9 protein-coding genes are annotated in these 13,139 nt (G+C 71.5%); 2 read left to right on the plus strand and 7 right to left on the minus strand.

Going from position 1 to position 13,139, the window contains the following annotated elements; genetic code table 11:
- Window positions 1–53 precede the first annotated feature (53 nt).
- Window positions 54–1,085: a 3-isopropylmalate dehydrogenase gene (locus LDL48_RS31110; protein WP_225258699.1), complete on the minus strand. Its 1,032-nt coding sequence runs from the start codon at window positions 1,083–1,085 to the stop codon at window positions 54–56.
- A 400-nt stretch (window positions 1,086–1,485) separates the two neighbouring features.
- Here LDL48_RS31110 and LDL48_RS31115 point away from each other — a divergent pair, with 400 nt between their 5' ends.
- On the plus strand, window positions 1,486–1,821 hold the full coding sequence (locus tag LDL48_RS31115) for a hypothetical protein (protein WP_225258688.1): 336 nt from the start codon (window positions 1,486–1,488) through the stop codon (window positions 1,819–1,821).
- Between the two features lie 111 nt (window positions 1,822–1,932).
- Here LDL48_RS31115 and serA read toward each other — a convergent pair whose 3' ends face one another.
- The 6 genes from serA to LDL48_RS31145 form a co-directional block, all read right to left on the minus strand.
- Window positions 1,933–3,531 carry a phosphoglycerate dehydrogenase gene (gene serA, locus LDL48_RS31120; protein ID WP_225258689.1) on the minus strand — a complete coding sequence of 533 codons (1,599 nt, stop codon included), beginning with the start codon at window positions 3,529–3,531 and terminating at the stop codon, window positions 1,933–1,935.
- 109 nt (window positions 3,532–3,640) lie between these two features.
- Entirely contained in the window at window positions 3,641–4,894 is a 1,254-nt protein-coding gene (mpgS, locus tag LDL48_RS31125) for a mannosyl-3-phosphoglycerate synthase (RefSeq protein WP_225258690.1), read from the minus strand.
- A 165-nt stretch (window positions 4,895–5,059) separates the two neighbouring features.
- Window positions 5,060–6,073, minus strand: coding sequence for a ketol-acid reductoisomerase (gene ilvC, locus LDL48_RS31130; RefSeq protein ID WP_225258691.1), 1,014 nt, complete (start codon window positions 6,071–6,073; stop codon window positions 5,060–5,062).
- A gap of 20 nt (window positions 6,074–6,093) precedes the next feature.
- Window positions 6,094–6,609: an acetolactate synthase small subunit gene (gene ilvN / locus LDL48_RS31135; RefSeq protein ID WP_225258692.1), complete on the minus strand. Its 516-nt coding sequence runs from the start codon at window positions 6,607–6,609 to the stop codon at window positions 6,094–6,096.
- A gap of 88 nt (window positions 6,610–6,697) precedes the next feature.
- The gene (locus LDL48_RS31140; protein ID WP_225258693.1) at window positions 6,698–8,542 is read right to left on the minus strand and encodes an acetolactate synthase large subunit; all 1,845 of its coding nucleotides are present in this window, start codon (window positions 8,540–8,542) and stop codon (window positions 6,698–6,700) included.
- Window positions 8,543–8,708: 166 nt separating this feature from the next.
- Window positions 8,709–11,096, minus strand: coding sequence for a putative bifunctional diguanylate cyclase/phosphodiesterase (locus LDL48_RS31145; protein ID WP_372472217.1), 2,388 nt, complete (start codon window positions 11,094–11,096; stop codon window positions 8,709–8,711).
- 122 nt (window positions 11,097–11,218) lie between these two features.
- Here LDL48_RS31145 and ilvD point away from each other — a divergent pair, with 122 nt between their 5' ends.
- Window positions 11,219–13,066, plus strand: coding sequence for a dihydroxy-acid dehydratase (gene ilvD / locus LDL48_RS31150; protein ID WP_225258695.1), 1,848 nt, complete (start codon window positions 11,219–11,221; stop codon window positions 13,064–13,066).
- The last annotated feature ends 73 nt before the right edge of the window (window positions 13,067–13,139 follow it).

Below are 13,139 nucleotides of genomic sequence, written 5' to 3' on the forward strand. Positions count from 1 at the left end.
GCCACTGCCCGCCGGTACCCCCGGCGGGTGAGGCGTGCGGGAAAGAAACGAACTCAGGCGGCCGCGGTGGCGGCGACCCGGTCCCCGACCTCGGCGGTCTGCAGCGGCGCGCCCGGCGTGCGGGACGCGACCTCGGCCGCGACCGCCTCGGATACTCGCCGGGCCTCGTCGTCGTGCCCGAGGTGTTCGAGCAGTAGGGCTGCGGAGAGGATGGCGGCCGCCGGGTCGGCGATGCCCTGGCCCGCGATGTCCGGAGCCGAGCCGTGGACCGGCTCGAACATCGACGGGTACGTCCGCTCGGGGTTGATGCACCCGCTCGCGGCCATGCCGATGCCGCCGGTCACGGCGGCGGCGATGTCGGTGAGGATGTCACCGAAGAGGTTGTCGGTCACCACCACGTCGTAGCGCTGCGGGTTGCTCACGAGGAACATCGCGGCCGCGTCGACGTGCTGGTATTCCGTAGTGACGTCCGGGAAGTCGGCGGCGACGGCGGCGAACGCCCGCGCCCACAGCCCGCCCGCGTGGGTGAGCACGTTGGTCTTGTGCACGAGCGTCAGGTGCCGGCGCTCGCGGCGCCGGGCCCGGGTGAACGCGTCCCGGATGACCCGCTCCACGCCGTGCCGGGTGTTCAGGCTCTCCTCGGTGGCGATCTCGGCGGCGGTGCCCTTGTGCAGGGTGCCGCCGGCGCCGGCGTAGAGGCCCTCGGTGCCCTCGCGCACCACGATCATGTCGATCTCGCCGGGCTTGACGCCGGCCAGCGGGCTGGTGGTGCCGGGCCAGAGTCGCGACGGGCGCAGGTTCACATACTGGTCGAAGTCGAACCGCAGCCTGAGCAGCAGGCCGCGCTCCAGCACGCCGGGCGGCACGCTGGGGTCGCCGACCGCGCCGAGCAGGATCGCGTCGTGGCCGGCCAGTTCGTCGCGCACCGAGTCGGGCAGCACCTCGCCGGTCCGGTGGTAGCGCGCGGCGCCGAGGTCGTACTCCGTGGACTCGATGCCGGGAAGCACGGCGTCGAGCACCTTGCGCGCCTGGGCGGTCACCTCGGCCCCGATGCCGTCGCCGGCCACCACCGCGATCCGCGCCACGCTCACGTCGACACTCCCTTGTCCGCTCCCGACCCGACGAGAGTAGCCCCGCGTCCCGACCTCCGGTACACCGGTCCCACTTATCGGACGTTAAGCCGGGGCCGGTCCCCGGAGAGGTGGTCCGGACGCGAACAGCCCCCGGATCGCGGCAAACGATCACGGGGGCTGTAGCGACGAAAACGCGTGGCTCGCGCCCGCCGGGGGTGCAATCCGCACAGGCAGCGGCGAACACGTCACCCGAAGACGAGCCCGCGCCACGTGAAGTGCGGCAGGAGCAACGCTAGCGATGCGGACTAATAACGCGCAAGACGCATCCCCCGCGTGTCGGCCCAAGGATCATTGCTTGCCGCGAACCGTATGGCACCATGCGCCGGTGAGTTTTGACCTCGTGGTGTGGGCAATGGACAAAACGGATGCACCGGATGCCGTGCGGGCCGCCAACGCTCGCTGCGCCCGCGGTGAGCATCCGCAGCGGCCCGCCGACCCGCGCGTCGTGGCGTTCTACGACGCCCTGACCGCCGAATATCCGGACCGCGGTCCGCGGGCCACCGCCCCCGGTTCGCCGTGGGCGAGCGCCCCGCTGCACGCGGCCGCGGACCACATCCAGATGCGGCTGGAGGAGAGCTGTCCGGACGCGGTCCTGGAACGGATCGAACGGCTGGCCGGCGAGCTGAACCTCGACCTGCTCGACCTGCAGGACGGCACGGTCTACCCACCGCCGGTCCGCACCCGCTGACCGCCGACACCGCCGACCGGCCGCACCCGCTGACCGCCGGCACCGGCGACCGGCCGCACCCGCTGACCGGCCGCACCCGCCGCACCGGCCGCACCACGCCGGCCGGGACGGCTACTCGCCGCGCAGGTCCGCGAGGCTCCCCCGGGACGCCCCGATCGCCGCGGCCGCCGACGACAGCAGCTCCGCGTCCACCGAGGAGTCCACGGTGAGCGTCATCAGCGCCTCGCCACCGGCCTCCCGCCGGGCCACCTGCATGGCGGCGATGTTGACTCCGGCCTCGCCCAGGATCGACCCGATGGCGCCGACCACGCCGGGCCGGTCGGAGTAGCGGAAGAACAGCAGGATCCCCTCGGCGCCGAGTTCGAGATCGAACCCGTCGACCTCGGTCAGCCGGCGGATCTCCCGCGCCCCGGTCACGGTCACCGTGCCGGCCACGCTGACCGTGCGCCCGTCCGGCAGCGCCCCGCGCAGCGTCACCAGGTTGTGGTGGTCGATTGCCTCGTCGTCGGTGACCAGGTCGACCTCCACGCCCCGGTCGGCGGCGAGCTGCGGCGCGTTGACGTACGTCACCTGCTCCTCCACCACCGACGCGAACAGGCCCTTGGTGGCGGCCAGCTTGAGCACCGTGACGTCGTGCGCCACCACCTCGCCGCGGACCTCCACGGTGACGCTCGCGGCCACCCCGCCGGCCACCGCGGTGAACACCTTGCCGAGCTTCTCGGCCAGCGCCAGCAGCGGCCGTACCTCCTCGCCGACCACGCCACCGGCCTGCACGTTCACCGCGTCCGGCACGAACTCGCCCTGCAACGCCAGCCGGACGCTGCGGGCCACCGACAGGCCGGCCTTGTCCTGCGCCTCCGCGGTGGACGCGCCCAGGTGCGGGGTGACCACTACGTTGTCGAACGCGAACAGCGGCGACGAGGTGATCGGCTCCTTGACGAAGACGTCGATGCCGGCCCCGGCCACCCGCCCGTCGGCCAGCGCGTTCGCCAGCGCCTGCTCGTCGATCAGCCCGCCGCGGGCGGCGTTCACGATGCGCACGCCGGGCTTGACCAGGTCCAGCTCCCGCTCGCCGATCAGGCCCAGCGTCTCCGGGGTCTTCGGCAGGTGCACCGAGATGAAGTCGCTCTCCCGGAGCAGCTCGTCCAGGCCGACCAGGCGCACCCCGAGCTGGGCCGCCCGGGCCGGCTGCACGTACGGGTCGTAGGCGATCAACCGGGTCCCGAACGCCGCCATCCGCTGCGCGAACAACACCCCGATCCGGCCCAGCCCGACCACCCCGACGGTCTTGCCCTGCACCTCGACGCCGGTGTAGCGGGAGCGCTTCCACTCGCCGTTCTTCAGCGCCGCGCTGGCCCCGGCGGTGTGCCGGGCGACCGCCAGCAGCAGCGCGATGGCCTGCTCGGCGGCGGAGACGATGTTCGACGTGGGCGCGTTGACCACCATGACGCCGCGGGCGGTGGCGGCCGGCACGTCGACGTTGTCCAGTCCGACGCCGGCCCGCGCGACCACCTTGAGGCGCGGGGCCGCGGCGATCGCCTCGGCGTCGATCTGGGTGGCGCTGCGGACGATCACCGCGTCCGCCGTGGCCAGCTCCGCGAGCAGGGCGGGGCGGTCGGTGCCGTCCACCTGCCGCACGTCGAATTCGGTGGCGAGCACGTCGAGGGCGGCCGGGGCCAGCTCCTCCGCGACCAGGACTACCGGAGTCATCGATCTCCATCCATCGAAGGGTGGCGCCTTCCCGGATGGTATGTACGCGTCCGGCCGCCATGGAAGTTCATCCCACGGCGGCGACGCTCACACATTGGAAACGTCCCGGTTACACCGGGATGGTGTGCCGATCGATCGGCGGCGCGGCCGGCAGCCCCGCGGCGGCGCGACCGTCCAGCTGCCGGAAACTCTGCGCCTCGGCGTCCAGCGCGTCGTACAGCAGGTCGAGGGCGAGCGTGCCGACCGGCGGGTAGATCCGCTCGCGCGGCGGCTGCTGGCCCACCTCCAGGACGCCCTGCGCGACCATGAAGTCCAGGATCGCCTGGCGCACCGCGGGCAGCGTGACCGCCGAGTGGTACAGCACGTTGAGCGCCTGCATGCGCATGCCCTGGACGTGCTCCTCGCCCTTGTTGTCGTGGAAGTGCGGGTTGCGGGTCTCGATCTGCAGCACCGGCACCGAACTCGCCATGACGTCCGGGTGCGCGCTCTCCAGCACGCCGCCGAACTGTTCGAACAGGTCCACGTACTCGAACGGTTCGACCGCGAACCCACCGGCCAGCCGCAGCTTCAGGCCGAGCGCGAGGCTCATCGCGTGCTCGCCGGCGTTGCCGGTGGCGATGACCTCCGTGCCGAAATGCGAGTACTCGGCGAGGAACCGGTTGAGCCACTCGTTGGTGACCTCGGAACTGCGGCCGCGCCGGCTGAAGAACAACCGGCCCTCGCGGAGCTTGGGCTTGGAGTGCCAGGAGATCCGGACCATCGAGTACGGGCTCTCGGCGAGATGCAGCCCGGCCGCGTACGCCTTGCAGTACTCGTGCACCGCACCCGGCACGTAGTTGTCCGCGTCGACGTACCCGACGTACTGGCGTCCGGTCATCGCGGCCAGCGCCATGCCGACCAGCATGGCCTCGCCCTTGCCGGCCCGCACCAGACCGTCGTCGTCGATCAGTTCGTCCATGCCGGCCGCCTTGAATGCGGCCGCGACCCCGGGATCGCGCTGATGGACGGTGAGGGCGGAACGACCGGCCAGCCGACAGAACTGCTCGACGGTCTGCGCCTCGATCTCGTACCGGTCGACCGGCCCGCGATCGCTGTTCGAGACCAGCACGATCAGACAGTCGTGCGGAATTCCGGAGAGCACTCCTTCGATGACGCTGCGCGACTCGTTCATGCACGGCACGACGATGACCAATTGCGTTTCGATGGCGCGTAACGCATCCGGGGTGATGACCCGGCTGGCTCCCGAAAGCCCAGGCAGGCCACTGTTTGCCACGGCACCCGAGTCAAGCTCGATCACCCGCTGCAGCTCGTGGATCCGGACCGCGCCGAAGCGCTCACTCCGGAAAGAATCAGCCAGTCGCATGCGGCGAGGCTACCTGTCCGATGCCACTGCGAAGTGCCCGAACAACGCACAATTCTGTGACGGTGCTGAACCGGTAAGCAGCGTGTAACACCGACGTTTCAAGTAATCGCACGGTCACGCAAAAGCGCCCGGCCGGAAATCGGCCGGGCGCTTATCGACGCCGAATCAGGCAGTTTCGGTGATCGGCCGGTCCACCCAGCTCATCATGTCGCGCAGCTTCTTGCCGGTGACCTCGATCGGGTGCTCGGCACCCTCCCGGCGGTACTTCTGCAGCGCCGGGCCGCCCGCCTCGTCGTCCGCGATCAGGGCCTTGGTGAACTCGCCGGACTGGATCTCCGCGAGGATCTTCTTCATCTCCTGCTTGACCCCGGCGTTGATCACCCGCGGTCCGCTGACGTAGTCGCCGAACTCGGCGGTGTCCGAGACGCTGTACCGCATCCGGGAGATGCCGCCCTCGTACATCAGGTCGACGATCAGCTTGAGCTCGTGCAGGCACTCGAAGTACGCGATCTCCGGGGCGTACCCGGCCTCGGTGAGCACCTCGAAGCCGGTCTGCACCAGCGCCGCCGTGCCGCCGCAGAGGACCGCCTGCTCGCCGAAGAGGTCGGTCTCGGTCTCCTCCTTGAACGTGGTCTTGATGACGCCCGCGCGGGTGCCGCCGATCGCCTTCGCGTACGACAGCGCGAGCGCCTGCGCGCCGCCGGTGGCGTCCTGCTCCACCGCGATCAGCGCCGGTACGCCCTTGCCGTCGACGTACTGGCGGCGGACCAGGTGGCCCGGGCCCTTGGGCGCCACCATGGCGACGTCCACGTCGGCCGGCGGCTTGATCAGCTCGAAGCGGATGTTCAGGCCGTGGCCGAAGAACAGCGCCTTGCCGGCGGTCAGGTTGGGCTGGATCGACTCGGCGTAGATCTTGCGCTGCGCGGTGTCCGGCGCGAGCACCATGATCACGTCGCCCCAGGCGGCCGCCTCGGCCGGCGTCAGCACCTTCAGGCCCTGCTCCTCGGCCTTGGCGCGGCTCTTCGAGCCCTCCTTCAGGCCGACCACCACGTCGACGCCCGAGTCGCGCAGCGACAGCGAGTGCGCGTGGCCCTGGCTGCCGTACCCGATGACGGCGACCTTGCGCCCCTGGATGATGGACAGGTCGGCATCGTCGTCGTAGAACACTTCCGCTGGCATTTCATACCTTCCGAGTGGTGTCAGGCCGCGCGCAGTGCGGGGCCGGTGGTGATGGAGCGGGAGCCGCGACCGATCGCGACCAGGCCGGACTGCACCATCTCCTTGATGCCGTACGGCTCGAGGTCGCGCAGCAACGCGTCCAGCTTGTCGGGGTTGCCGGTCGCCTCGATGGTGAGGGTGTCCGGTGCGACGTCGATCACCTTGGCACGGAACAGCTCGACCGTCTCGAGTACCTGGGCGCGCTGCGAACGATCGGCCCGCACCTTCACCAGCAGGAGTTCGCGCTGGACCGACTGCACCGGGTCCAGCTCGACGATCTTCAGGACGTTCACCAGCTTGTTGAGCTGCTTGGTCACCTGCTCCAGGGGCGAGGTCTCCGCGTTCACCACGATCGTGATGCGGGAGACGTCCGGGTTCTCCGTCTCGCCCACCGCCAGGGAATCGATGTTGAAGCTGCGCCGCGAGAAGAGCCCGCTGACCCGAGCCAGCACACCGGGCTTGTTCTCCACCAGCACGGAGAGAGTGTGCTTGGTCACTGAGCCTCCTTTGTCATGTCCGCCTGGCCCTCGCCTGCGAGGCCGTTGTCATGTGCGGCTGAGTGCCGCTCGGTGCAGTTGGCCATGACTAGAGGTCGTCCTCCTCGAAGTTGGGTCGCACGTCGCGGGCGAACATGATCTCGTCGTTGCTCGTGCCGGCCGGGACCATCGGCCACACCATGGCGTCCTTGCCGACCGTGAAGTCGATGACCACCGGCGCGTCGTTGATCTCCATCGCCGCCTGGATGGTCTTGTCCACGTCGTCCTTGGACTCGCAGCGCAGGCCGATGCAGCCCAGCGCCTCGGCGAGCTTCACGAAGTCGGGGATCCGGTGCTTGTGCGTGCCCAGGTCGGTGTTGGAGTAGCGGCCCTCGTAGAACAGCGTCTGCCACTGCCGGACCATGCCGAGGTTGCCGTTGTTGATCACCGCGACCTTGACCGGGATGCCCTCGAGCGCACAGGTGGCGAGTTCCTGGTTGGTCATCTGGAAGCAGCCGTCGCCGTCGATCGCCCAGACCGTGGTGCCCGGCCGGCCGACCTTGGCGCCCATCGCCGCCGGGACCGCGTAGCCCATGGTGCCGGCGCCGCCGGAGTTCAGCCAGGTGCCCGGCTTCTCGTACGAGATGAACTGCGACGCCCACATCTGGTGCTGCCCGACCCCGGCCACGTAGATCGCGTCCGGTCCGGCCAGCTTGCCGATCCGCTCGATCACGTACTGCGGGGCCAGCGTGCCGTCGGTCGGCTCCTCGTAGCCCAGCGGGTACCGCTCGCGCAGGTCGTCGAGCTGGTGCCACCAGGCCTGGTAGGCGCCGGTACCGGTGGCGGTGCCGGACACCGCGGCGATCAGTTCGTCGATCACGTGCCGGGCGTCGCCCACGATGGGCACGTCGGCGTGCCGGTTCTTGCCGATCTCGGCGGGGTCGATGTCGGCGTGCACGACCTTGGCGTCCGGCGCGAACGTGTCCAGCTTGCCGGTGACCCGGTCGTCGAACCGGGCGCCGAGCACGACCAGCAGGTCCGACTTCTGCAGGGCGTACACCGCCGGGACGGTGCCGTGCATGCCGGGCATGCCCAGATGCTGCGGGTGCGAGTCGGGGAACGCGCCGAGCGCCATCAGGGTGGTGATCACCGGCATGCCGGTCAGCTCGGCGAGCTTGCGCAGCCCGTCGGTGGCACCGGCCTTGAGCACGCCGCCGCCGACGTACAGCACCGGGCGGCGGGACTGGGCGATGAGCCGGGCCGCCTCGCGGATCTGCTTGCCGTGCGGGTGCAGCGTGGGCCGGTAGCCGGGCAGGTCCAGGGTCGGCGGCCAGGCGAACGTGGTCTGCGCCTGCAGGATGTCCTTCGGGACGTCGACCAGGACCGGGCCGGGCCGGCCGGAGAGCGCCAGGTGGAACGCCTCGGCCATGATCCGCGGGAGTTCCTCGGCGTTCTGGACCAGGAAGTTGTGCTTGGTGATCGGCAGCGTGATGCCCTGGATGTCCGCCTCCTGGAAGGCGTCGGTGCCGATCGACTTGCGGGCCACCTGGCCGGTGATCGCGACGATCGGGACCGAGTCCATGTAGGCGTCGGCGATCGGCGTGACCAGGTTGGTGGCGCCCGGGCCGGAGGTGGCGATACAGACGCCGACCTTGCCGGTGGCCTGGGCGTACCCGGTCGCCGCGTGCCCGGCGCCCTGCTCGTGCCGGACCAGGATGTGCCGGACCTTGGAGTCGAACAGCGGGTCGTACGCCGGCAGGATGGCGCCGCCGGGAATACCGAACGCCACTTCCACGCCGAGCGCCTCGAGGGACCGCACGAGCGATCCGGCCCCGGTCGTCGGGGTCGGGGACACCGTGACTGCCGCGTGGGTCCCGGCGACGGCCGCGGCTACGGTGGCCGGCGTGGCGGCGGAGGCTCGGTGGGCGAGGGTCTCGGGAGTGGGTCTCGTCATGGCGATCAGACCTTCGGGTCGGTTTGGTTGGGCCGCGTCGTCTCGGAGCCGCGCAAGTCCGGGTTTGCGCAACAAAAAAGGTCCTCGTGCCGTAGCACGGGACCTAGCGCATCCTCCGGACGGAGAATGCGCTCACATAAGTACTCGGGACGACAAGCACATGCGACTAACCTTGCCCGATCTCACGCGCTGAGTCAACTGATCCCACATGCTGATCACCCGTCGGTGCGTCGAACGCCGGGTCGGTCGGCAGCAGCGCCCTGAGCTGGCGCATTCCCGGGCCCAGCATGACCACCTGGCTGCGCGCGGCGGTGCCCGGCGGCAGCGTCGGCGGGGCGGACCGCGGCGCCGGGGCGGGCCGGGTCACCGGTGCCCGCAGCGTCCGCAGCTGCGCCTCCAGGTGTTCCGCCGGTACGCCCCAGCCGAACAGCGAGCCCTGCCCGAGGCGGCACCCCGCCTCCTCCACGACCGCCCGCTGGGCCGGCGTCTGGATGCCCTCGGCCAGCACCTCCAGGCCCAGCCGGTGGCCGAGCCGGACCACCACGTCGACCAGCGGCGCCGCGGTGCCGGTGCGGGACTCCGGCTCGGCCACCAGGGCGTGATCGATCTTGAGGATGTCCACCGGGAGCGTGCGGAGCTGCCCGAGCGAGGAGTATCCGGCGCCGAAGTCGTCCAGCGCGATGCGCACCCCGGTGGCGCGCAGCTCGGTGAGCCGGCGGACCAGTTCCTCCAGGTCGGTGGCGACCGCGTGCTCGGTCACCTCCAGCACCAGTCGCTGCGGCGGCACGCCGTGCTCGCCGAGCACGTCGGCGACCTGGCCCGCGTAGTCGGCCGCGTGCAGTTCCTTGGGCGACAGGTTGACCGACACCCAGACGTCGTGACCGTCCGCCAGCCACTGGGCCAGTTGCCCGCAGGCCTGCCGCAGCACCCAGAGGCCGAGCCGGTTGATCAGGCCGGACTCCTCGGCCACCGGGATGAACTCGTCCGGCCGCACCGAACCCAGCGTGGGATGGTGCCAGCGCAGCAGCGCCTCCGCCCCGACCGGCCGCATCGACGGCAGCGCCACCACCGGCTGGAAGACCAGGCGCAGCTCGTCGCGGTCGATCGCGTGGCGCAGCTCGTTCTCCAGCGTGCTGCGCCGGCGCAGCAGCTCGTCGTAGCGGACCTGGTAGCGCTCCACCCGGTTCTTGCCACGCTGCTTGGCGTAGCGCAGCGCCAGGTCGGCGTCGCGCATCAGCTCGCCGGTGTCGCTGGGCGACGGGTTGCCGGCCACCCCGACGCTGGCGGACAGGAAGACCGAGGCGCCGTTCACCTCGTACGGTTCGCCGAGCACCGCGAGCAGCCGGGTGGCGGCGAGCATCGCCTCGTCCGGCGTGGCGTGCATCAGCACCGCGAACTCGTCGCCGCCGAGCCGGGCGGCCACGTCACCGGAGAGCAGGTTGCGCCGCAGCCGCTCGCCCACCTCGGTCAGCACCGCGTCGCCCACGTCGTGGCCGCGCATGTCGTTGACGTTCTTGAAGCCGTCCAGATCGACGCCGACCAAGAACCGGGGCCGGCGGAGCGGGTCCGGTTCGCGCAGCGCGCGGAGCAGGCCGCGCCGGTTGGCCAGGCCGGTGAGCGGATCGGTGTGGGCCAGCTCGCGGAAGTGCGCCTCCCGCTGCCGCAGCTGCAGGGTGTACCGCTTGACGTCGTCCAGCGCCAGGTACTGCCGGGCCACCAGCGCGAGCCCCTCGACGGCGGCCGCGGCCAGGCCGGCCGGCCCGAAGGTGCCGTCCACCGAGACGTGGTAGACCGCCGAGCCGATCATCGCGAGCATCGGCACGAACGCGTACGCGGTGCCGCGCTGGGTGACGTCGCCGACCACCTCGACCGGCCGGTCGGCCCGTTTGACCGCCCGCGCGACCACCACCAGCCCGGTCGGCAGCAGCACCGCGCTGATCAGCACCACCCGCGGCCAGTCCTGGCAGATGCCGCCGGCCAGCGCGGTGGCGGCGACCGCCACCACCGCCACCCCGGCGGCCACCTGCACGGTGACGTGCCGGGGCCGGTGCGCGTGCATGGCCAGCACCGCGGTGAGGCCGAAGGCCACCACGGCCACGGCGCCGGGCAGGAGCATGGAGAGACAGGGGTACGGCGTGTACGCCCCGAGCAACCGGGTCGGCTCGGCCACCAGCACCCACCCGACGAACCAGGCGGCCGCCGCGATGATCAGCGCGTCGGCCAGGTGGCGCAGGGCCGCGCCCGGGGTCGCCGCGGCACCGGGCAGCACCAGCGTGCCGGCCAGCAGGGTGAGCGTGCCGAGCGCCATCCCGACCGCCACCGCGGACGCCAGGGTCTGCCGGTGGTGCGCCGCGTCGTCCGACATGGTGAGCGCACTGAGCAGGCCGGCCAGCGCCGCCGCGGTGGCCACCGCGCCACCGACCGCGAGCAGCAGGTGGGCCCGGCGGGCCGCGCCGGTGTGCCGCCGGCCGGAGTTGCCCAGCAGGGCGACGGCCGGGACCGCGACCAGGAGGCTCGCCAGCCCGGCCAGCTCCACGCCGGACGGTGAGTGCACGGGAACACTTTGCCGCATCCAAGAGCGTTTCGGGAGTCCGGTTTCCTCCCGGGCGTCCCGTGCAGTGGACGGGAGGCCGCCGCGATGGCGTTTCCCGGCCCCGGCGGTGGCAGTATGTAGGAATGCCTGAGCTGCGCTCCCGGACCTCGACCCACGGTCGGACGATGGCCGGCGCGCGCGCCCTGTGGCGCGCCACCGGCATGACCGACGACGACTTCGGCAAGCCCATCGTGGCGATCGCCAACAGCTTCACCCAGTTCGTACCCGGGCACGTCCACCTCAAGGACATGGGCGGCCTGGTCGCGGACTCGGTGGCGGCGGCCGGCGGGGTCGGCCGCGAGTTCAACACGATCGCCGTGGACGACGGCATCGCGATGGGCCACGGCGGCATGCTCTACTCCCTGCCCAGCCGCGAGCTGATCGCGGACGCGGTGGAGTACATGGTGAACGCGCACTGCGCCGACGCCCTGGTCTGCATCTCGAACTGCGACAAGATCACGCCGGGCATGCTGATCGCCGCGCTGCGGCTGAACATCCCCGTGGTGTTCGTCTCCGGCGGCCCGATGGAAGCCGGCAAGACGGTGGCCATCGAGGGCGTCGTACACGAGAAGCTCGACCTGGTCGACGCGATGAGCGCCAGCGCCAACGAGAACGTCACCGACGCCCAGCTCGACACCATCGAACGGTCGGCGTGCCCGACCTGCGGCTCGTGCTCCGGCATGTTCACCGCCAACTCGATGAACTGCCTGACCGAGGCGATCGGCCTGGCCCTGCCCGGCAACGGCTCGACGCTGGCCACCCACGCCGCCCGCAAGGCGCTCTTCGAGCGGGCCGGCGAGCTGATCGTGGACATCGCCAAGCAGTATTACGAGAACGACGACGAGAGCGTGCTGCCGCGGTCGATCGCGAACCGGGACGCGTTCGAGAACGCGGTCGCGCTGGACGTGGCGATGGGCGGCTCGACCAACACCGTGCTGCACCTGCTGGCCGCGGCCCGCGAGGCCGAGCTGGACTTCACGGTGTCGGACATCGACGCGGTCTCCCGCCGGGTGCCGTGCCTGTCCAAGGTCGCGCCGAACAGCCCGAAGTACCACATGGAGGACGTGCACCGGGCCGGCGGCATCCCGGCGCTGCTCGGCGAGCTGAACCGCGGCGGCGCCCTGCGCCGCGACGTGCGCTCGGTGCACTCCCCCGACCTGCAGACCTGGCTGGACGCCTGGGACATCCGCGGCGGCAGGGCCACCGACGAGGCGCTCGAGCTGTTCCACGCGGCGCCCGGCGGCGTGCGCACCACGCAGCCGTTCTCCACCACCAACCGCTGGGCGACGCTGGACACCGACGCGGCGGCCGGCTGCATCCGGTCGGTCGAGCACGCGTACACCGCGGACGGCGGCCTGGCCATCCTGTTCGGCAACATCGCGCCGGACGGCTGCGTGGTGAAGACCGCCGGCGTGGCCGAGGAGCTGTGGAAGTTCACCGGCCCGGCCCGGGTCTACGAGAGCCAGGACGCCGCGGTCGACGGCATCCTCGGCAAGCAGGTGGTCGAGGGCGACGTGGTGGTGATCCGCTACGAGGGCCCGCGCGGCGGCCCCGGCATGCAGGAGATGCTCTACCCGACGTCGTTCCTCAAGGGCCGCGGCCTGGGCAAGGCGTGCGCGCTGATCACCGACGGCCGGTTCTCCGGCGGCACCTCGGGCCTGTCCATCGGACACGTCTCCCCGGAGGCGGCGTCCGGCGGCCTGATCGCGCTGGTGCAGACCGGCGACGAGATCACCATCGACATCCCGGGACGTTCCATCACGCTGAACGTGCCGGACGACGAGATCGCCCGCCGCCGCCACGAGCAGGAGCAGCGCCCGAAGCCGTTCACGCCGGTGGACCGGCAGCGGCCGGTGTCCGCCGCGCTGCGGGCGTACGCCTCCATGGCGACCAGCGCCAGCGACGGCGCGTACCGCAAGGTGCCGGAGTAAGCATTGCGGCGGCGGCGGGCCCGGGGCCGCGGGGCCGCGCCCCCCGCGCCCCGGCGGGGGGAGGGGCGGGCCG

Origin of the sequence: Jidongwangia harbinensis, assembly GCF_020216025.1 — a bacterium.
Classification (GTDB): domain Bacteria; phylum Actinomycetota; class Actinomycetes; order Mycobacteriales; family Micromonosporaceae; genus Actinoplanes; species Actinoplanes harbinensis.

Excerpts from the sequence above, each read along its gene's own strand:
- LDL48_RS31115 (WP_225258688.1), top strand. The coding sequence starts at position 1,486 with ATGGACAAAACGGATGCACCGGATGCCGTGCGGGCCGCCAACGCTCGC.
- serA (WP_225258689.1), bottom strand. The coding sequence starts at position 3,531 with ATGACTCCGGTAGTCCTGGTCGCGGAGGAGCTGGCCCCGGCCGCCCTC.
- mpgS (WP_225258690.1), bottom strand. The coding sequence starts at position 4,894 with ATGCGACTGGCTGATTCTTTCCGGAGTGAGCGCTTCGGCGCGGTCCGG.
- ilvC (WP_225258691.1), bottom strand. The coding sequence starts at position 6,073 with ATGCCAGCGGAAGTGTTCTACGACGACGATGCCGACCTGTCCATCATC.
- LDL48_RS31140 (WP_225258693.1), bottom strand. The coding sequence starts at position 8,542 with ATGACGAGACCCACTCCCGAGACCCTCGCCCACCGAGCCTCCGCCGCC.
- ilvD (WP_225258695.1), top strand. The coding sequence starts at position 11,219 with ATGCCTGAGCTGCGCTCCCGGACCTCGACCCACGGTCGGACGATGGCC.